This is a genomic window from Paractinoplanes rhizophilus (genome assembly GCF_042664765.1).
Lineage (GTDB): Bacteria > Actinomycetota > Actinomycetes > Mycobacteriales > Micromonosporaceae > Actinoplanes > Actinoplanes rhizophilus.
In genome coordinates this window covers 26,655-45,985 of the sequence record NZ_JBHTBJ010000020.1, presented here as the reverse complement: position 1 = coordinate 45,985, position 19,331 = coordinate 26,655, and the positions used below count along the sequence as shown (strand labels likewise).

The 19,331-nt window shown below is 74.4% G+C and carries 12 protein-coding genes and 1 pseudogene; 6 read left to right on the top strand and 7 right to left on the bottom strand.

Annotated features, from left to right (window positions below; genetic code table 11):
- Positions 1-50: 50 nt before the first annotated feature.
- The 3 genes and pseudogenes from ACFQS1_RS24605 to ACFQS1_RS24595 all read right to left on the bottom strand — a co-directional run bounded on the left by ACFQS1_RS24605 (position 51) and on the right by ACFQS1_RS24595 (position 3,249).
- Complete coding sequence (locus ACFQS1_RS24605) at positions 51-1,235, bottom strand: ABC transporter permease (RefSeq protein WP_378972446.1); 1,185 nt, start codon at positions 1,233-1,235, stop codon at positions 51-53.
- Positions 1,235-1,903 (bottom strand): annotated as a pseudogene (locus ACFQS1_RS24600) (ABC transporter ATP-binding protein); the annotation flags it as partial. The gene ACFQS1_RS24605 and the pseudogene ACFQS1_RS24600, both read right to left, overlap by 1 nt.
- The gene (locus ACFQS1_RS24595; RefSeq protein ID WP_378972444.1) at positions 1,900-3,249 is read right to left on the bottom strand and encodes an efflux RND transporter periplasmic adaptor subunit; all 1,350 of its coding nucleotides are present in this window, start codon (positions 3,247-3,249) and stop codon (positions 1,900-1,902) included. The pseudogene ACFQS1_RS24600 and the gene ACFQS1_RS24595, both read right to left, overlap by 4 nt.
- Before the next feature lie 163 nt (positions 3,250-3,412).
- Between ACFQS1_RS24595 and ACFQS1_RS24590 the strand changes: the two genes are divergently transcribed.
- Positions 3,413-3,598, top strand: a complete 186-nt coding sequence (locus ACFQS1_RS24590) for a hypothetical protein (protein WP_378972442.1) — start codon at positions 3,413-3,415, stop codon at positions 3,596-3,598.
- Positions 3,599-3,631: 33 nt separating this feature from the next.
- Here the strand turns inward: ACFQS1_RS24590 and ACFQS1_RS24585 are convergent, their stop codons facing one another.
- Positions 3,632-4,390: a L,D-transpeptidase family protein gene (locus ACFQS1_RS24585; protein WP_378972440.1), complete on the bottom strand. Its 759-nt coding sequence runs from the start codon at positions 4,388-4,390 to the stop codon at positions 3,632-3,634.
- A gap of 146 nt (positions 4,391-4,536) precedes the next feature.
- Positions 4,537-5,424, bottom strand: coding sequence for a CAP domain-containing protein (locus tag ACFQS1_RS24580; protein ID WP_378972438.1), 888 nt, complete (start codon positions 5,422-5,424; stop codon positions 4,537-4,539).
- Between the two features lie 222 nt (positions 5,425-5,646).
- On the opposite strand from ACFQS1_RS24580, the gene ACFQS1_RS24575 reads away from it, so the two are divergent.
- From ACFQS1_RS24575 to ACFQS1_RS24565, 3 genes are all read left to right on the top strand, one after another.
- On the top strand, positions 5,647-6,903 hold the full coding sequence (locus tag ACFQS1_RS24575; RefSeq protein WP_378972436.1) for an acyltransferase family protein: 1,257 nt from the start codon (positions 5,647-5,649) through the stop codon (positions 6,901-6,903).
- Positions 6,904-7,014: 111 nt separating this feature from the next.
- A complete protein-coding gene (locus ACFQS1_RS24570; protein WP_378972434.1) occupies positions 7,015-7,881 on the top strand; it encodes an EamA family transporter in 867 nt (288 codons plus the stop codon).
- A gap of 59 nt (positions 7,882-7,940) precedes the next feature.
- The gene (locus ACFQS1_RS24565) at positions 7,941-9,005 is read left to right on the top strand and encodes a GGDEF domain-containing protein (RefSeq protein WP_378972432.1); all 1,065 of its coding nucleotides are present in this window, start codon (positions 7,941-7,943) and stop codon (positions 9,003-9,005) included.
- Here ACFQS1_RS24565 and ACFQS1_RS24560 read toward each other — a convergent pair.
- Together ACFQS1_RS24560 and ACFQS1_RS24555 are read right to left on the bottom strand one after the other, a co-directional pair.
- Entirely contained in the window at positions 8,992-14,646 is a 5,655-nt protein-coding gene (locus ACFQS1_RS24560) for a tetratricopeptide repeat protein (RefSeq protein ID WP_378972430.1), read from the bottom strand. The genes ACFQS1_RS24565 and ACFQS1_RS24560 overlap by 14 nt on opposite strands.
- Positions 14,647-15,430: 784 nt before the next feature.
- Positions 15,431-16,468 carry an ROK family protein gene (locus ACFQS1_RS24555; RefSeq protein ID WP_378972428.1) on the bottom strand — a complete coding sequence of 346 codons (1,038 nt, stop codon included), beginning with the start codon at positions 16,466-16,468 and terminating at the stop codon, positions 15,431-15,433.
- A 115-nt stretch (positions 16,469-16,583) separates the two neighbouring features.
- Between ACFQS1_RS24555 and ACFQS1_RS24550 the strand changes: the two genes are divergently transcribed.
- Positions 16,584-18,101: a DUF1800 domain-containing protein gene (locus ACFQS1_RS24550; RefSeq protein WP_378972426.1), complete on the top strand. Its 1,518-nt coding sequence runs from the start codon at positions 16,584-16,586 to the stop codon at positions 18,099-18,101.
- A 2-nt stretch (positions 18,102-18,103) separates the two neighbouring features.
- Positions 18,104-19,318, top strand: a complete 1,215-nt coding sequence (locus tag ACFQS1_RS24545; RefSeq protein ID WP_378972424.1) for a DUF1501 domain-containing protein — start codon at positions 18,104-18,106, stop codon at positions 19,316-19,318.
- The last annotated feature ends 13 nt before the right edge of the window (positions 19,319-19,331 follow it).

Genomic DNA, 19,331 nt, shown 5'->3' with positions numbered 1-19,331 from the left:
CGGCCCCGAGTTCCCACTTTCCGGCCCCGCCGGGCCGTACGATATGAATCTCATTCTGTTCGGAGCGCGACCACCGGATCGAGGCGGCCCGCGCGTTGCGCGGGAATCACGCCGAAGATGATGCCGACGGCGGCGGAGACGCCGAAGGCCAGCGTCAGCGACCACCAGGTGATCGCGGCCGGCACCGGGGTGAGGCGATCGACGAGCAGCGCCGCGGTGACGCCCAGCGCCATGCCCAGCACGCCGCCGATCGTGGTGAGCAGCACCGCCTCCAGCAGGAACTGGATGCCGATGTCGCGCGGGCGGGCGCCGACCGCCTTGCGCAGGCCGATCTCCCTGGTCCGCTCGCGGACCGACACCAGCATGATGTTGGAGACGCCGACGCCGCCGACCAGCAGGCTGATGCCGGCGATCGCGGCCAGCACCCCGGTCAGCACGCCGAGGATGTCGCCCAGCACGCCCAGGATCTGCTCCTGGGTCACGGCGCTGAAGTCGGTGTCGGGATGGCGTTTCACCAGCGCCGCCACGACCGCGGCGCCCAGCGCGTCGATGGTGTCCCGGTCCGGCGCCCGGATCGCCAGGCCGTCGATGCGGTCGGTGCCGAGCAGGCGCTGGGCGGCGGTGACCGGGACGTGCACCTCGCTGTCCCGGTCGACGCCCAGGCTCTGGCCGAGCCGCTCGAAGGTGCCGATCACCCGGAAGCGGACGCCGCCGATGGTGATCTGGCGGCCGATCGGGTCGCGGTCGCCGAAGAGCTGGGTGGCGATGCCGGCGCCGAGGACCGCCACCCGGCGGCCGGTGGTGACGTCGGTGCGGGTCAGGTACTGGCCGCGGTCGAGGCGGCGGACGAAGACCGTCGGGGTGGTCTCGAGCACGCCCTGCATGCTGGCGTAGGCCGAGCGCGATCCGGAGCGGACGGTCTCGCCGGAGCTGATGGTGACCGCGACCCGGGAGCGGTCGCCGACCACCCGGGTGACGGCGTCCACGTCGTCCATGGTCAGCGTGGAGGCGGTGGGGGCGGCGCCGGGGTCGAGGCGGCCGGGCACGACGATCAGCAGGTTCGAGCCGAGGCCCTCGACCTGCTGCTCGATCTGGTGTTTGGTGCCGGTGCCGATGGAGACCAGGGCGACGACCGCGCCGACGCCGATCACCACTCCGAGCATGGTGAGGGTGCTGCGCAGCCGGTTGGCGCGCAGCGCGTCGACGGCGACCCGCCAGGCTTCCGCGATTCTCAAGAGACGATCAGCCCGTCCCGCATGGTGATCTGGCGGCGGGCCCGGGCCGCCACGTCCCGATCGTGCGTCACCAGCACCACCGCGACGCCGTCCAGGGACTCGAGCAGGGTGAGCACCGACTCGCCGGTGGCCGAGTCGAGGTTGCCGGTGGGCTCGTCGGCGAGCAGCACGCTGGGGCCGGTGACGAGCGCCCGCGCGATGGCGACCCGCTGCTGCTCGCCGCCGGACATCTGGTTGGGGCGGTGGTCGAGGCGGTGCCCGAGGCCGACCCGGGACAGCATCGCGGTGGCCCGGGCGCGCCGCTCCCGGCGGCCCACCCCGCGATAGACCAGCGGCAGCGCCACGTTGTCCCGGGCGGTGGTGCGCGGCAGCAGGTGGAACGACTGGAACACGAAGCCGATCGTGGTGTTGCGCAGGTGCGCCATCTCGGCCGGGCTCAGCGTGGCCACGTCCCGGCCGCCGATGAGCAGCCGGCCGCTGGTCGGCCGGTCGAGGGCGCCCATCAGGTGCATCAGCGTCGACTTGCCGGACCCGGAGGCGCCGACGATGGCCAGGTAGTCGCCGGCCTCGACGGTCAGCGAGACGCCGCGCAGGGCCGGCACCGAGACGCCGTCGAGCTCGTAGGTGCGGGTCACCTCGTCGGCGACGATCGCGTCGGGCGAGGTCATGACGCCTTGTCGCCGGCGCGCACCTGGTCGGCGCCGCCGACCACGATCTGCTGCCCGGGCTCGACGCCGGAGGTCACCTGGACGACGTCCTCGCCCTGCACGCCCAGCTCGACCGGCACCTGCTCGTAGCGGCCGCCGCGCACCGCCCAGACCGTGTCCCGCCCGTCGGCGTTGACGATCGCGGACGCCGGCACCGTGACCGCGTCCACCGCCCGGCGGACCTGCAGGCGGACGACGGCGCTCATGCCGGGGCGCGGCGTGGGGGAGCCGCCGGCGAGGTCGAGCCGCACCCGGTAGGAGACCCCGCCGCGGGCCGAGGTGGTGGGCAGCAGATCGACCGCCCGCACGGTGGCGTCGTAGGTGACGCCGGTCGCGGCGTCGAGCTCGGCGGTGGCGGCGACCCCGGCCCGCACCAGCAGCACGTCGGTCTCGTCGACCTCGGCGACCAGGCCGAGCCGGCCCACGTCGACGATGGTGACGATCGGGGTGCCGGCCGCGACGTAGGCGCCCTGCGGGAGGGCCTCGTCGACGCCGGGCAGCGCGGAGCCGCCGGCGGCGGCCGGTGCGCTCCCGGACGCGAGCAGATCGCTGAGGGAGGGTGTGTCTCCGCCTGCGGCGGGCCCGCCCAACTGCACGGTTCCGCTGATCGGCGCCCGCAAGGTGAGTGCGTCCACCGCGGCGTCGGCCAGATCGTACGCCTGCTGGGCCTGCAGCCGCTGGGCGGTGGAGAGCGACGCGACCGCCTCGCCGAGCGACGCCACCCCGCGCTGGACCGAGCGCAGCGCCGCCGCGGCGGCGGTGGAGGCCGCCTCGTACTGCTTCTCGGCCGCGTCGACCTGCTTCAGCAGCACCGCCCGGGTCGCCGGGTCGGTCAGCTTGGCGGCGGCGTCGCGGGCGTCGTCGAACGCGTCCCTGGCCTTCTTGTCGGTGCTCTTGCGGACCGAGGAGTACGTACCGAGGCTCAGCGCGGGCCGGCCGCCGCCCGCGGACGCTTGATCCAGCGCCTTCTCGGCCGACGCGCGCCGCGACTCCAGCTCCGGCGAGTCGATGATCGCGACGACGTCACCCTTGGTGACCTTGTCGCCGGACGCGACGCGCAGGGAGGTCAGGGTGCCGGCCGCCGGGGCGCTGAGGGTGGCGGCGGCCCGGGCGGTCACCGACCCCGGCGCCTCGACGATCTCGTCGACCGTGCCGCGGCTCGCGGCGCCTACGGTGATGTGCTTGTCGTCGCCGTCGCAGGAGGCCGCGGTGAGCGAGACCAGCAGAACGATCCCGAGCGCGAGAACGCCCGGCCGGGGCCGGGCGCGGGCGGGCCGGACGGTGGTGCGCGGAGGTTCGCGAAGCACGCACGCCACTCTATGCCTCGATGGATCGGGTCGTTCCCCTGACACCTGGCCGGGGCAAGACCGACAAATCCGGATATGTACCTTGACGGCCCGGCACACGCTGAGTGAACCGTCCCCGCGGCCCCCACGTACTCCTACCGGCAAGTGAACCGTGAAGGACGGGATGGCGATGCAACGAGCCGACGAGCTGACCGTGGTGCACCACGACGACACGGTGAGCCGGTTCCGGGACGTGATCTACACGCTCGGCCGGGACGGGCTACGCCTGATCACCGGCGACGGCAGCGAGCGCCACTTTCCGCGCCACGAGGTGCTGACCACCCAGGCACAGAGCAACGCCCGGGCCTGAGCGACCCGGGCGTTGCTCGGACAAGGGGCCGGATCAGGTGCCGGGACGGCGCCCGATCACCTTCACCCGTGAGCCGATCTTCCCGAGGCCGTAGTACGCCTTGGCGTCCTGCGGCAGCAAGTTGACACAGCCGTGCGAACCGCGCCACTTGTCGTGGATGTACGTGGTGGTCTGGTGGAAACCGCGCCCACCGATGAACCGCTGCCAGTACGGCAGCCAGACCTTGTACGGGTCCGACCACTCCTTCTTGGTCCGCTTGTTGATCTTGAAGGTGCCGGCCGGCGTGCGGTAGCCCTTCATCCCGGTGCGGGTGACCGTCGGCTTCAGGTGCACCTTGCCGTTCTTCATCACCCATGTGGTCTGGTGGGTGAGGTCGATGCAGAAGGTGAGACCCGACTTGGGCGCCTTGCAGGCCGCCGTCTTCGTCGACGCGAGCCGCTTGGCCACGTCGTACGTCGTCGGGCCGGCCAGGCCCTTGGCCGGCTTGATGCCGAACCGGGCCTGGAACTTCTTGATCGCCGCGCAGTCGGCGGCGGACTGCTTGCCGTCGACCTTGACGGCGCCGTAGCCGCCGATCTTCTTGAGGTAACCCTCGACCTGCTTCTGGTATTTACCGGTCGCACAGCCCGCGGCCGCCGCCTTCGTGACCACCGTGGTGCTCACGACCTTGGCCGCCGGAGCGGTGCGCACCGCGGCGCCGGCGCCCGAAGGCGACAGCGCCATGGCGCCGAGACCGCCGCCGACCAGGGTCGCCAAAGCGGCCCCGGCAAGGCGGACGGGAACCCGTCTCACTCGCAACTTGGTCCTCCCCAGGACATGTGTGCGCACATCGAAGCACAACCGTGCTCGCCGCGGTGCTCAGGGAAGGACCGTGGCGCGATTCCGGTAGGGAGAATCGGCTCGCGCCGGGCCGAGTTGAGACAGGTCTTCGGGATGAATCAGGTCGCGGGCGTCGCGAAGTCCTGCACCCAGTACGCGGTGTCGTCGCGCGCGATGGCCAGGCCGATGCCCATCTGGTGCAGCCGGCAGTCCAGGATGTTCTCCCGGTGCGCGGGGCTGTGCATCCAGCCGTCGACCACCTCGTACGGGCTGTCGACGCCGCGGGCGATGTTCTCGCCGTACCGCTTCCACCGGTAGCCGGACTCGCGCACCCGGTCGCCCGCGCCGTCGCCGTTCGGCGACTCGTGCGCGAAGTAGCGGCGGCGGGCCATGTCGGCGGCGTGCTCGTTGGCCGCGTCGATCAGCCGCCGGTCGAGGGTGAGGCCGCCGCAGCCGCCGCGCTCGCGGTTCCGGTTGATCAGCGCGAGGATCTGCTGCTGCACCGGCGCGTGCGGGCTGTTCGAGATGTCGGCCGCGGTGACGCCGCGCCGGGCGGCGGCGATCAGGTTGCCGCCGGCCGCGTGCGGGGCCTCGGCGTGGGCGGGCGCGCGGACCGGCGCCGGCTTCTGCGCCACGGCCGCGGGCTTCGGTCGTGCTTGCTGGGGTGCGGCCCGCACTCCGGCGGCCGGCGCTTCATGCGTACGCGATGGATTGTCGTTGTTGTTTCCGGCCGGTTGGCCGGCACTGTCATCGGCGTCGCCGGACGCCGGGTCCTCATCGTCCGACCAGCCGTCGTCGTCCGACCAGCTGCCGTCATCGTCCGGCCGGCTGTTGTCGTCGCCGCTCGCGCCGAAGCCCGGCCACGCGAAGAAGTCCGGCATCGTGAACCCCGGCCAGACCGGCGCGTCCGGCGTCTCCTCGGCGCCGGCGCTCGTGGCCGCGATGCCGCCGGTGAGCAGCAGCGCCGACGCCGCGACCCCGACCACCGCCAGACGTTTCCTCCGCATACCGAATCATCCCTGTCGATCCTGGGCGGCCGGCCGCTCCGGCGCGCCGCTATGCCAGGGGTCAACGTCACAAACCGGCCAAGGTCACCGGCGCGGAGCACAGACGTCGCACACCCGCACCGACAAACCGGACAGTTCATCCCTACGGGGTAAGCCTGCGAGGCGTCTTTGCCGACCGCCCGGACGGTCCCGCCCCGCCGATCACGCCGCTACCTTTCCCCGGTGCGCAACCGCTACCTGGACCTGCTCCGTGCCGCGGCGATCGTGCGGGTGATCGTCTACCACCTCTTCGGCTGGCCCTGGCTGTCCATCCTGCTGCCCGCGATGGGCGTGATGTTCGCCCTGGCCGGCTCGCTGACCGCCGCGTCGCTGGAGAAGCGGGCGGCCGGCCGGGTGGTCGCGTCCCGCCTGCGGCGGTTGCTGCCCCCACTGTGGCTGCTGGGCCTGGTCGTGGTGCCGGTCATGCTGGTCGCCGGCTGGCCCCGCGAGGTCGGCGGTGAGCACCCGTTCAGCGTCCCGCGGCTCGCGTTCTGGATCCTGCCGATCGGCGACCCGCCCGGCAGCGACGCCGGGATCGACGCGTGGGAGCCGCTCTGGTACATCCGGGCGTACCTCTGGTTCATCCTGCTCTCGCCGGTCCTGTACGCCCTGTACAAGCGGGTCGGCTGGGTGGCCGTCGCCGCACCGCTCGCGCTGATGGCCATGCTCGACCGGACCGGCTTCTCCCTGCCCGATACGGCCGACGCGGCGCTGTGGGACTTCGTCACCTACGGCGCGTGCTGGATCGCCGGCTTCGCCCACCGCGACGGCCGGCTGCACCGGGTCAAGCCGTGGGTCGTGATCCCGGTCGCGGTGGCGATGGGCGCGGCCGCGCTCTACTGGCTCGCCGGGCACCAGGGCGAGGACGCCTGGGACCTCAACGACGTGTCCGAGTCGCAGGCGCTGTGGTCGCTCGCGTTCGTCCTGCTGGTGCTGCGCTGGCAGCCCCCGATGGACTGGCTGGGCCGGATCCGGCCGCTGGACAGCCTGGTCACGGTGCTCAACGCGCGCGCCGTGACGGTGTACCTGTGGCACAACATCGCGATCGCGGCGGTCTGGCCGGTGCTCGCCGTGGTGGCGCTCGACGACCTGGCCGGCGACGCCGGGGGCGTGGTCGACCTCGGCACGGCCCTGCTGCTGACGCTGCTGGCGATGCTGTTCCTCGGCTGGGCGGAGGACCTGGCGGCCCGGCGCGCGCCGCGGTGGTGGCCGTCGGGGCCGCGGGCGCTGCAGCCCGAGGAGGTGCTTGCGGAGCGTGAGCCGGTGACGGTGACGATGCGGCAACCGGATGCCCGGTCGTACCGGGCCGCGGCGGCCCTGAGCCGCCGTCCGGGCGGGACCGGACCGCGGAGCGCCCCCGACCCGGCCGCGGGACGGCACGCCGCGCCCGAGCCGCTGGCCGGGGAGATCGTCGAGGCGCCGGACTGGTTCCGCTCCTGAGCCGGTCCGGCAGCGGCTGGGATCGATCCGGTCGCCTTCCCAAAGTGTCGGACTCCACGAGTAGGAAGGTCCCTGGAAGCCATCCGGGGACCGACCAGAAAACTCGGGGACATGAAACGGCCTGACGTGCCCGCGCCACTGCTGGTGCTGCTCTCGATCACCTCGGTGCAGTTCGGCAGCGCCATCGCGCGCACGCTCTTCGACGACCTGGGCGCGGCCGGGGTGACCCTGCTGCGGCTCGCGATCGCCGCCCTGGTGATCGCGGTCGCCACCCGGCCGCGCCTGCGGGGCTGGTCGGCCGCCGCCTGGCGGTCGGCCGCCCTGCTCGGCGTCGTGATGGCCGGGATGAATCTGGTCTTCTATCTGGCCCTGCGCACGGTTCCGCTCGGCATCGCGGTCACCGTCGAGTTCCTCGGCCCGCTGCTGCTCACCCTGGTGCAGACGCGCCGCGTGCTCGACCTGTTCTGGGCGCTGCTCGCCGCGGCGGGCGTGGTCCTGCTCGGCTCGGCCAACGGCGGCGCCGCCCCGATCGGCGGCCTGATCCTCGCGTTCGTCGCCGGCCTCTGCTGGGCCGGATACATCGTGTTCAGCGCCAAGCTGGGTGGCCTCGTCCCCGGCACCGGCGGCCTCACCATCTCGCTCGCGGTCGCCGCCGTGCTGGTGCTCCCGTTCGGCGCCGGGGGCGCCTCGGCGGTGGCGCACGACCCCGCCCTGCTGATCGGCGCCACCGCCGTGGCCCTGCTCTCCTCGGTTGTCTCGTACGGTCTCGAGATCAACGCGCTGCGCCGCATCCCGACCCGCGTCTTCGGCATCCTGATGAGCCTCGAGCCGGCCGCCGCCGCGATCGCCGGCCTGCTCCTGCTCGGCCAGCGCCTGACCGGTCTCGAGATGCTGGCCCTGGTGCTGGTCATGGCGGCCAGCGCGGGCGTGACCCTGGCCGCGCCGCGGCCGGCGGAGGCGGTCGCCGAGCACGTCTGAAAAGCTCAGATACTTGCCGCCGCAACCGAAAAGGCAGCCGACACGAGGAGGCGGCAGCGGTGCGGTATCAGCTACGCGACGAGACGGGCGCGTCCCGCTCGCTCGCGTACCTGTTGCTGGCCGCGGGCCCGTTCGTGCTGGTCACCGGCGTGATCCTGCCCGACCGCCGGACGCCCGGCAGCGTCGCCACCTTCCTGCTGCTCACCCTGCTGCTGTGCGGCGCCGGGTTGCTCTGCCGCCGGCGCCCCGAGCGGGTGCCGCACCTGGCCTGGCTGATCGCGCCGTTCTTCGGCATCGCCATGATCACCGGGCTCAACGTGGCGACCCGGGACGCCAGCACCGGCGCGCAGCTGTTCTACCTCTGGCCGGTCCTGTACGCGGCGAACTTCCTCGGCCGTACGGTCAACTACCTGACCATCGCGATGGTCTCGGCCGGCAACGCCGCGGTGGTGTTCCCGATCCTCGGCGTCAACGTGGGCGTCTCCGACTGGGCGTCGCTCACCGTCGCGATGATGCTGACCACGGTGGTCGTCTCCGCGCTGCGGCGCCGCAACGAGCGCCTGCGGGAGGTGCTGGAGACCCAGGCGTACGCCGATCCGCTCACCGGCGTGGCCAACCGCCGCAGCTTCGACGGCGAGCTCGCCCGGGCCGTCGAGTCGGCGCGCCGGACCGGCGAGCCGATCGCCCTGATGACCCTCGACATCGACCACTTCAAGAAGATCAACGACACCTGGGGCCACGGCGTCGGCGACCAGGCCCTTCAGCTGGTGGCCGACGCCCTGCGCCGGGTCGCGGACGGCCGCGACGACGTGGTCGGCCGCCTCGGCGGCGACGAGTTCGTGGTGCTCATGCGCACCGACCGGTGGGGCGCCCGCCGCGCCGCCGACGAGGTGCGGGCCGCGGTCGCCGCGATCGGCACGCTCCCCGGCGGCCCGCCCGGCCTGAGCATCGGCATCGCGCTGCTGCCCGACCACGCCGGCACCGCGGTCGAGCTCGGCGCGGCGTCCGACGCGGCGCTCTACGAGGCCAAGGAGGGCGGCCGGGGCCGGACCGCCATCGCCCACCCGCCGCCCCCGCGGCACAACGTCGACCAGGTCCCGGCGGCCACGGTCACCGGGGTCTGACGACCCGCTGCTCCGCCGTGTCCTCGTCGAACGCGTCGTTCTGCTTCGCCGCCGGCGGCGCCGGCTCCGCGGGCAGCTCCCGGGGGTAGGGCCCCCAGCCGTCCCGCAGCACGTGGATGTAGACCGCCTCGAGGCAGACCCCGATCCGCTCGGCCAGCTCCTGGTCGTCGGGCCGCCCGAGCCGCACCGCCTTGGCGAAGTGGTCGAGCGCCTCCATGTGCCGCCCCTGGTCGAAGCAGCAGCGCCCGGCGTTCTCGTACACCACGCTGCGCAGCGCGTCCGGCACCCGTGCCGAGGCCGCCTTGGCGAACAGCCGGTCCGCCTCCACGAAGTCCCCGCGCAACCGCAGGATGTGCGCCAGCTCCGCCTGCGCGATCACCATCGACTGCACGTCCCGCGCCGACTCCGCGTGCGCCAGCGCGAGCCGGCTGGCCGCGGCCGCCATCCCCAGCTCGCCGAGCAGCCGGTAGACCTCGGCCCGGACGCTGAGCAGCCCCGCCTTCGCCACGTTGTCCACTTCGTCGGCGAGCGGCCCGTCCAGCCGTTCGCCCAGCTCACGAAGCGCTTCCCGGTCGTCGACCACTTCCCGCAGCGTCCCGCCGTCGAGCCGCCACCGGATGGCGTCGAGATCCGCCGCCGCCAGCACCGCCGGTGGCTTGACCGCTGCGTCGTCCCGGCCCGCCTCCGCTTCGGGAGCCCGCGTCGCCGCCGCCATCCGCTCGGCCATCTCCGCGCGCACCGAGGCCGGGTCCGGCGCCCCGCCGTCCCCATGACCGGCTTGCGGCCGTTCGCCGCTTTCTGCACCCTTTCCCGTACGGCCGTCCCGCCCGTTCCCCGCCTGCGCGCCACCGCCGGCCGCGCTTTCTGCCGCCTCGTCGCCGTCGGGTCCGGTTTCGAGCGCGACCCCGTTCAGCAGCCCCGAGAGGTCGAGGTCGAGAACCACGCCGTCTTCCCGCGGGCCGTTCCCCGCGCCGCCTGCCGGGCCGCCTGCCGGGCCGGTCGCGCTCCCGGCGTCAGCGGCGGTCGTGTTCCCGGCGTCCGCGTCTTCCTCTTTCTTGGGCGCGACGAACCACATGCCGCCGAACTCGGTGTCCGCCGGCCGCCGAGGCTCCGGATCGGGCCCGGTCACGGTGAGGCGGGCGATCGGCTTGAGGTTGTGCAGCGTGCCGTCCGGGTCCATGTAGGGCGCCGCATGCGCCCCTTGCCGCCGCTGCTCCACCCCGGCGCCGCCACCCGCGCTCGCGCCAGCACTCACGCCGGCGCCGGCGCCGGCGCTCGCCCTCGCACCCGCGCTTGCACCGGCGCTTGCACCGGCACCTGGGCTCGCACCCGCGCTCGCACCGGCACCCACGTTCGCGGCGGCACCCGCGCTCGCACTGGGAGCGGCGCCGGCGCCGGCTTGCGTCTCCGGCTGCGCGGCAGTCTGGCCTGCCGGGGCCGGCGGTCCGGCCACTCCCTGCTCGGCCGGTCCCGACTGCCCAGCGCGCGCCGCCAATTGAGCCACGTGCGTCGGCGGCCGGCTGTGCACCGAAGGCTGCGACGACGGCGTTGGCGGCCCGCTCTGCGCAGGGGTTTGCCCCGGCGGCGTCGGCGCAGCCTTCGGTGCAGCGGTCTGCGCTGGCAGCGTCGGCTGTCCGTGCTGCGTAGGCCATTCCGCCGGCGGCGTCGGATGTCCGTTCTGCACAGGCCATTCCGCGGGCGGCGGTTGCCCGTTCTGACCCGCTGGCCCGGTTTGCTGGAATTGCGGACCAGCGTGCGCCGCCGACTGCCCCTCGGAGGAAGGCCGCGGCGACGGAACCCCGGCGACCCGCCCATCGCCGCCCGCTCCCGGGCCGCGCCCCGCAACGGGCATACCCGGGTCGACGGGCCCACCTCGCTGCGCCGCCGGACTGACGGGCTGGACCCGCGGGTCCAGCTGAGCCGGCGGGACCGGCTGAGCCGTCGGCGCGGGCGCGGGCCGCTGAGCGTGAGCGGGCGGTTGCGCGGGCGCGGGCGGCTGTGCGTAAGTGGGCGGTTGCGCGGGCGCGGGCGGCTGTGCGTAAGTGGGCGGTTGCGCGGGCGCAGGGGGCTGCGCGGGCGGTTGAGCGTGAGCGGGCGCTTGAGCGGCCGCGGGCGGTTGAGCGTGAGCGGGCGTTTGCACGGCCGCGGGCGCTTGAGCGGCCACGGGCGGCTGAGCGGGTGCCGGCGGCCACTCCTGCCGAGGCGGAACCGCCGGTCGAGCGCTGACCGGAGCCGATGCCAATGTGGTCGGTCGAGCTGCCGACGGCGGCACCTGCTCATCCGTGCGTTGCGCGGGCGGCGCCGGCCAGGGCCCAGGAGCCTGCGGCGGCGCCTGCCACGCGCCTGGAGCCTGCGGCGGAGCCTGTCCTGCGCCGGGAACCTGCGGCGGAGCTTGTCCTGCGCCGGGAACCTGCGGCGGCGCCGTCCACGCTCCGGGAGCCTGGCCAGCAGCGGCTCCCGGCCCCGCGGAAGCGGCCGGCGGGGGAGTCGCCGCATTGTGTGCCGCAGCGGCGCCGGGCGGGACCGCGCCAGGCTGAGCGGCGCCGGGCGGGACCGCGCCAGGCTGAGCGGCGCCGGGCGGGACCGCGCCAGGCTGAACCGCGCCGGGTGACATGGAGCCGGGGACCGGAGGCCGGACCTCCACCGGTCCGGCGTGCGGCTGACCGGCATGAGGTTGAACAGCGGGCGGCTGACTGGGGTGCGGCTGGCCGGGGTGCGGCTGGCCGGGGTGCGGCTGGCCGGCGGGGGCGGCGGTGGGGGTGACCGGGCGGTTCGGGTCGAGGCCGGGGCGTGGGAGGTTGGGGGACATCGGCCGCGACAGGCCGGTGACCGGCTCGGCGGCGGGCGGCGCGTCGTCCGGAACCATCGACCATGGGCCGTCGCCCTCGGTGAGCATGACGTGGGCCGTGCGGGGGCTCCGGCGCGCACCCAGGCGGCTGCCCGTGTCGGCGGGGGAGCCGCCGTGCGAGGGCGCGCCGAGGCGGCTGCCGGTGTCGGCGGGGGAGGTGCCCTGCTGCGGGGTGCCCAGGCGGCTGCCCGTGTCGGCGGGGTGGGTGCCTTGCTGAGGCGTGCCCAGGCGGCTGCCCGTGTCGGCGGGGTGGGTGCCTTGCTGAGGCGTGCCCAGGCGGGTTCCGGTGTCGGAAGGCGAGCCGGGCTGACCCTGGAGCGCGGCGGGGTCGAGGCGGTCGGGGCGCTGGGCCGGCGCGGGCTGCGGGCCGGAAGCGGCCGGGGTGACCGGGGTGATCGGAGCCGGAGGCGGCGTGACCACGCGGGCCGCGGGGGTGACCGGGGTGGTGCCGACCACGCGGGGCGTGGCGGTGGGCTCGGCCTTCTTGACGACGCGCGGGGTCGGCGGGGGCTCCTCGCGGCTGATGACGCGGGCCGGGGTGGGGGGCGGGGCCTTACTGATGACCCGCGGGCCGTTGCCGTCGTCGTCGCGGTCCGCCGGCTCGGTGTCGGGGTCGCTCGGCCGCGCGTCCTGCTCCGGGGCGTCCTGCTGGGCGGCGGGCTGCTGGGCGGGGGCTTGCTGGGCGGGGGTCCGCTCTGGCGCAGCCTGCTGGGGGGCGTCCTGCCGCGCGGCCTGGTGGGCCGCGGTGCGCTGGGGGGCGTCCTGCTGGGCGGCGGCCTGGTGGGCCGCGGTGCGCTGGGGGGCAGCCTGCTGGGGGGCGTCCTGCCGCGCGGTGGCCGGGTCGTCGTTCCAGGTGGCCTCGCCCTCGATGTCCCAGGACGTGACCCGCTCGCGCTCGTCGTTCCAGCCGGAGTTGTCCGCCCAGGCGATCTCGGTGCTCCGGGCGTCGCGGCGGCCGCGTGGGTCGTCCTCGGTCCAGCCGGTGCCGCCGACCGGGTCGTAGCCCTGGTCGTAGTCGGGGCCGGCGGTGACCGGCGGGCGGCCGCGGCCGTAGTCGTCGGCGGGGCGGCCGTGGCGGGGGTCGGAGCCGGGGCGCTGGTCGGCGTCGAGACGCTTGGTGGGGCGCTGGTCGTGGGCGGGACGCTGGTCCTGGTCGTCGCGGTAGGGGCGCCGCGTGACCAGGTCGTCGGGGGACTCCGGGTCCCAGAACGCGGTGCGCGGGCGGCGGCGCTGGTCGGGGGTGTCCGCCCAGGCCGCGGGCTCGCCGCGGCGGGTGCGCGGGTCGCCGACCGGCCGGCGGGCGCGCGGGTCGGTGGCTTCCAGCTCGTCGCGGGAACGCCGGGCGCGCGGGTCGGGGCCCTCGCGCCGCATCCGGGTGTCGGTGATGTCCAGCTCGGTGTCGATCGGGCGGCGGCCGCGGGCGGGGCCGCGACCGTCCCGGCGGAACCGCTCGTCGGCGTCCCGGCGCCGGTCCTGGTCGTCCCACCGCTGATCGCCGTCGGAGTCCCACCGCGTGTCGCCATCCGGGGCCCACCGTGGGTCACTGTCGGCGGCTCGGCGCAGGTCACTGTCGGCGGCTCGGCGCGGGTCGCTGTCGGCCGACCGGCGCTGGTCGCCCGGGGCGGGGCGCCGTGGGTCTCCTGGGGCCGGCCGGCGCTGGTCGCGGCCGGCGGTCCGGCGGCGGCCGTCGCCGGCGGTCCGGCGCTGCTCGCCTTCGGGCGCCCACCGCTCGTCGCGGCCGTCGGGACGCCGGTACAGATCCATCGGATCGTCCGGCACCCGCGCGCGCCCGCTGGCGGCGGGCTCCGCGTCACGCCGTCCGGGCTGGTCGGCCGGACCTCCACGTCCCGGCCGTCCGTCCCGTGGCTCCGACGCCGCCCCCGGCCGCCCGTCGCGTGGCTCGTTCGCGCGTCCCGGCCGGCCGTTGCCCGGCTCGTCCGGAACCATCGCGGCCACCCGGGGTCCGCGCCCGGCGCCGCGCCCACGGGGTTCCGCCTCGGGCTCACCCCGGCGCGGGTCGGCGTCACGCGAACGCGGATCGGCGCCACGCGAGCGCGGGTCGGCGTCACGCGAACGCGGATCGGCGCCACGCGAGCGCGGGTCGGCAACGGGCTCACGCTGATCTGTGTCAACTTCGCGCTCGCGCGCGCCGCGGCCCTTCTTGCCGCGCTTGCGCTCCTCGTCCTCCTGGGCCTGCTTGCGGCGCAGCCAACCCCGGCGGGCCGGCTTCGGCGGCGTCTCCTCGGCCGGCGCCACCCGCGTCTCGGTCTGCGGCCCGTGCCCGTACGCCTCGAGGTCGCGGTGGTCGAAGGGCTCGTCGATGTCGTCGGGGAAGTCGCCGAACCGGTCGTCGCGGCGGCCGGGGTCGCCGGTGCTGCTGATCGGGTAGTCGGGGGCGTCGAAGTCGACGCCGAGCTCGGGCCGGTTGAAGTCGACGTCCTCGAAGCCGGCGCCCGCCAGGTTGGGGACAGACGTGTCCACCGGGGAGAAATCGGGATCGTCCAGCCAGCTCGGGCGCTGCGAGTCGAACGCTCCCGGCGGCTTGCGCGGCCCGGCGGACGGCGGCGCGGCCGGCCCGGCGCTGTTACCCGCGGCGCGCCGCTGCCGGCGGGCGGCCAGCTCGTCGACCGGGTCGTCCTGGTCCGAGGACGGATTTCCGGGACGCCGGGTGGGAATCACCGGATCGGGGGCGGACCGCTTCGCGTATTGGCGCTCTTGAACGACCGCCGTATTCGGCATGATGGAATACTCGGAGTATTCGTCCTCCCAGTATTCGTCGTCCTCGAAGCTCATGCGGCGGCCCCGCGGGCGGGCAGGCGGCGGTCGGGGGTCCGTCGTCCGCCCCTGTGCCGCATGATGCCCCCCGGTCTCGCCACCGTCGTCCTCCCCTTCCGGCCCGGATGATGACCCCTCCCATCCGGTGGATGTGGAAGGTTAACCACGCTTTTGCGACGTGCGCCAGCACCCTCGTGAGCGCGTCACCGGGGCCCGTGGCCGCGTGGTGACCGAGAGTTGGCGCGGCGGTCGCGCGGGCCGCGTGCTGTTCCTCGCCGGAGAGTACGTCTGGCCCCGCCGAACAGTTCAAACACAACTCGGCCGGGTACGTATGGTCGGCGCGAATTGACGCCACGTCACCGTGCGCCGGAAAGTCCACTTAAAGAATTCTTAAACTCGTTTTGAGGATCCCCACGGATTTCCGGACGACCCTGATGGGACGAAGATCGGTACCGTGCCGATGCCGGGCCGCTTGGCGGAGGGTGGCGAAGGACACTCTCGCTTCATGCGGATCAAGGTGCTAAGGGATGTCACGGTTGGGGAGCGCCCGGGACACCGAGGTCCCAGGGCTCCGGACCAAAGGACGATGACTCTGGAGACCCGCAATCCCCCGGCCGGTGGCCGCCGCCCCCGTACTTAGCGGCCACTCCGCGCCACACCCAACGGACGCTCGCACCGCTTGCCCCCCATGCGTGTGCGAGTCCAAGGCGGCGCGAACCGGGAGAGGAACGGCGGCGGGGTGCACACCGCCGCCGTTTCGCACCGAACGAGCAACGGGCCCGGGCGCACTCCGGCGCGAAGCTCAGGAGACCTGCTCCAGCGCGGCCACGGCCGCGCCGCGGGCGCCCGCCATGTCCAGGTCGGCGACCAGCGCGAACGAAGCCGCCGCCTGCTGCTCCTGCCGCAGCTGGGTGGCCTCGCGCACCGAGTTGAGGAACCACTGCCGGAACTTCGGCGCCGCCTCGACCACTCCGCCGCCCAGCAGATAGGCGTCGGGGTCGGTGAAGTTCGCCGCGATGGTGAACAGCTTGCCGATCGCCTTCGCCTGCTGCCCGAAGACCGCCAGGGCCAGCGGGTCCTCCTTCTCGCCGTACCCGCGCAGCAGCTTGGCCGCTTTGCCGATCGGCTCGGCCGCGAGCGGATGGTCGGGGAACCTGGCCAGCCAGTACGGCAGCAGGTTGTTCTTGATCCCGGTCAGCGAGGCGATGCTCTCCACGTCGCCCTCGAAGCCGCAGTTGCAGGCCGGCACCGGCTGGTCGCTCTCCAGCACGTCGTGCAGCGGGATCTGCACGTGCCCGAGCTCGCCCGCCATGCCCGCCGCCCCGCTGACGACCCGGCCCTTCTCGACCACGCCGCCGCCGAGGCCGGTGCCGACGATCGCCGCGACCGAGGAGCGGTTCATCGCGTCCGCCCCGAAGTGCCGGTGGTGGGCGTAGAGCGCGGCCGCGTTCGCGTCGTTGTTGTAGATCACCGGCAGCCCGATGCGGGCCTCGAGGGCGCCGCGGATGTCGTACCCGTGCCAGGAGACCTGGTTGAAGTTGGTCGAGCCCTTCGACGAGATCACGCCGGTGGCGCTGGCCGGGCCGGGGGTGTCGAGGCCGACCGCGCGCACCAGGGTGCGCGGGGTGCTGGTCAGCTCGAGGATGTTCAGGAACGCCTCGGCGAGCGCCTCCACCGCGGACTCGGGCCCCTCGTGCACGAGGCTCGGGTTTTCCACCAGGTGATCGACGAGGAACTGGCCCGTCGCGTCCAGGACGGTGGCGTTGTTGCAGGTCCCGCCGTTGTCGAGGCCGACGACGACCCAGGAGGCGGGCGTCCGTACCGGTTCTGCCTGATCCACAAGCGTGAGCGTACGTCCGTTTCCGCCCCCGGGAAACGGGTGCACCCGGATTGCGGCTCGGTAAGTCACGGTTGCAGCGGCGACGCGGGACGCCGTACGCGTCGAAGGTCTGGACATGACGACCCGCCGTACGCTGATCGCCGCCGCCGGAGCCGCCACCGCCGCGACAGTTCTCGGCCTGCCCGGCGCGGCCCGGGCCGCGGCAAAGCCCGGAACGGCCGGCGCGGCGCCGGCCGCGGAGAAGCCCGACGCGATCGCCCATCTGCTGCGCCGCGCCACCTTCGGACCGACGCCCGCATCGCTGGCCGAGGCCGCCGGGCTCGGCGTCGCCGGATGGCTCGATCGCCAGCTCAGCCCGGCGACGATCGCCGACCCGCAGGTCGACTCCCTGCTCACCCGGCTGCCGCTGGCCGGCGCGAGCATTCCGGCCGTCCGATCCAAGATCAAGCTGCACTCGTACGAGGCGTTCGGGCAGCTCGGCCGGGCGGCGGTGGCCCGCGCCGCGTGGAGCAACCGGCAGCTGTTCGAGGTGATCGCCCAGTTCTGGGGCAACCACCTGCACGTCGCCGCCCCGTCCAGCGGGGTGTGGGACAGCCGCAGCGACTACGAGGCCCAGGTGATCCGCAAGTTCACGTTCGGGAAGTTCGCCGACATGCTCAAGGCGTCGATGAAGCACCCGGCGATGCTCACCTATCTGGACAATCGCACGTCGACCAAGGCGCACCCCAACGAGAACTACGCCCGCGAGCTGATGGAGCTGCACACGGTCGGGCTGATCTACACCGAGCAGGACGTGGCCCAGGCCGCGCGGCTGCTCACCGGCATGACCGTGGCCAAGGACGGCGTCTACCAGTACGACGCGGCCCGGCACGCCGGCGGCGCCGTCCGGGTCCTCGGCTTCACCGACCCGAACGCCGCGACCGAGGCCGGCCCGCACGCGCTGGCCGGCTACCTGGCCCGGCACCCGGCGACCGCTGAGCGGATCGCCACCAAGCTGTGCGTCCGGTTCGTCGCCGACGAGGCGCCCGCGTCGCTGGTGACCAAGCTGGCCAAGGTCTATCTCGCCAACGACACCGCGATCGTGCCGGTGCTGCGCGCGCTGTTCACGTCGGCCGAGTTCGCCGCCGCGGCCGGCCGGAAGGCCCGGACGCCGTTCGAGGACATGATCGCCACCATCCGCGCGCTCGGCCTCGGCCCCGAGACCAGCGGCATCAAGGCGCTCGACGCGCTCTACAACGCCATGGTCGACGCCGGGAACGCGCCGTTCCGGTGGAGCCCGCCGAACGGCTATCCCGACGCCGCCTCGGTCTGGGCGTCGCCGTCCTCGTTCCTGCTCCGGTGCAACCTGCATCTCAACCTGGCCACCGGGTGGTACCCGAGCCAGCTCACCCGCCCCGCTGACCTGCTCAAGTCGCTGGTTCCGGCGCTGCCGGCCACGTACGGGGCGCTGGTCGACGCGCTCGCCGTCCGGCTGACCGGGGTGAAGCTGCCGGCCGCGCACACCGCCGCCGTGCTCAGCGTCGCCGGGAAGCTGCCGACAAGTCCGCTGACCGCCACCGACAAGTCCCTCGCCGGCCACGCGCCGTACCTGATCGCGCTCGTCCTGAACTCGCCGACCTTCCAGCTGAGGTGACCATGAATTTCGCCGGATGTGCCGAGAACATCAGCCTGACCCGCCGCGGTCTGCTGGGCGCCGCCGCCCTGACCGGCCTGGCCGGCGCCGGGCTGTCGACCAGCCTGGCCTTCGCCGCCGAGCCCGGCTACCGCGGCGACACCCTGGTCGTGCTGTCGCTGCGCGGCGGCTTCGACGGGTTGTCGGCGATCGCCCCGATCGGCGACCCCGACTACTACCGGGCCCGCCCCACGATCGGCCTGCCGAAGAGCCAGGTCATCGCGGGCGACGGCACGTTCGGCCTGCACCCGGCGCTGGCGCCGCTGCTGCCCGCGTGGCAGGCCGGCCAGCTCGCCGCCGTGCACGCGGTCGGCCAGGGCAACCCGACCCGCTCGCACTTCGCCGCCATGGAGGCCATGGAGAGCGCCGCCCCGGGCACCCCGATCCGCACCGGCTGGCTCGACCGGATGCTGGGCGCCACCGGCGCCACCGGCCCGCTCGCCGGCGTCTCGATGGGCCACGCCATGCCGGCCCGCCTCTTCGCCGGGCCCGCGCCGGCGGTGTCGACGTCGTCGATCGACAAGTTCACCCTGGCCGGCGATTCCGCCAAGCGGCCGATCGCGGCGGCGCTGCGCCAGATGTACGGCGACGGCCCCGCGCTCGCCGCCGACCGGGCGCTGACCGCGCTCGGCGCGGTGCCGAAGTCCACGGCCGCCTACCCCGCCACCGAGCTGGGCGCCGCCCTGCGCGACGTGGCCCGCCTGATCAAGGCCGGCTCCGGCCTGGTCGCGGCGGCCGTCGACTGCGGCGACTGGGACATGCACGACGCGCTCGGCACCGCGGTCAAGGGCCAGCGGATGTACGACAACCTCACCGACGTGGCCACCGCGCTCGCCGCCTTCGCCGCCGATCTCGGCCCCGGCGGGATGGCCGGCGTCACCCTGCTCACCATCAGCGAATTCGGCCGCCGGGTGGCGGAGAACGCGTCCCGGGGCGCCGACCACGGCCACGGCAACGCGATGCTGCTGCTGGGCGGCGGAGTGCGCGGCGGCAAGGTGTACGCGAACTGGCCCGGCCTGTCGCCGGGCGCGCTGGTCGGCGGGGACCTCGCGGTCACCACCGACTACCGCTCGGTGATCGGCGAGATCCTGCGGAGCAGGTGCGGCTTCGGCGCCCTCGACGCGGTGTTCCCCGGCGTGCGGCCGTCCTCGTTCGGGCTGGCCGCGGCGCGTTCCTGATCGGCGTTTAGGC

What these genes read in the sequence shown, in the direction of transcription:
- ACFQS1_RS24560 (WP_378972430.1), bottom strand. Translation starts at nt 14,646, where the DNA reads ATGAGCTTCGAGGACGACGAATACTGGGAGGACGAATACTCCGAGTAT.
- ACFQS1_RS24545 (WP_378972424.1), top strand. Translation starts at nt 18,104, where the DNA reads ATGAATTTCGCCGGATGTGCCGAGAACATCAGCCTGACCCGCCGCGGT.
- ACFQS1_RS24590 (WP_378972442.1), top strand. Translation starts at nt 3,413, where the DNA reads ATGGCGATGCAACGAGCCGACGAGCTGACCGTGGTGCACCACGACGAC.
- ACFQS1_RS24570 (WP_378972434.1), top strand. Translation starts at nt 7,015, where the DNA reads ATGAAACGGCCTGACGTGCCCGCGCCACTGCTGGTGCTGCTCTCGATC.
- ACFQS1_RS24550 (WP_378972426.1), top strand. Translation starts at nt 16,584, where the DNA reads ATGACGACCCGCCGTACGCTGATCGCCGCCGCCGGAGCCGCCACCGCC.
- ACFQS1_RS24580 (WP_378972438.1), bottom strand. Translation starts at nt 5,424, where the DNA reads ATGCGGAGGAAACGTCTGGCGGTGGTCGGGGTCGCGGCGTCGGCGCTG.